Below are 360 nucleotides of genomic sequence, written 5' to 3'. Positions count from 1 at the left end.
TTTTTCGCTGAGAAGGTTTGTCTTGATGTAACGGACTCTATCCCCGTCCGCTGTCTCAACAACGGTTCGGACATAGCCGTACTTGGCAACGGGTGCCTTGTACTTGTGTGACAGAATTACCCGGTAAACCGAGAGCTGGATAATGTCCGACTCATAGATGTGGTTTACCTGGCGCAGCTTGGTGTCCAAAGGAATGAGAACCCCATTCTTGGTTTGGTACACCTGATCAACCCTGCCGTGCATGGGCACCGGCTGTGTGGTTGATATGTCCTGTTCGGACAAAAACAGAGTGGCCGAGCGCAGCTCATAAGGCATGTTCTCTGATTTCCACCACGCCCAGGTGTCTCCAATGCCGCGTTT

At 51.9% G+C, this 360-nt stretch carries 1 pseudogene; it reads right to left on the bottom strand.

The features are described 5' to 3' along the window. A pseudogene (locus BHE89_RS22370) lies at positions 1 to 315 on the bottom strand (hypothetical protein); the annotation flags it as partial. Positions 316 to 360: the final 45 nt, after the last annotated feature.

The organism is Shigella sp. FC1967, from assembly GCF_001743005.1.
GTDB lineage: Bacteria > Pseudomonadota > Gammaproteobacteria > Enterobacterales > Enterobacteriaceae > Proteus.
Note: the sequence above shows the minus strand (reverse complement) of the source record. Positions and strands in the feature narration are given on the sequence as shown.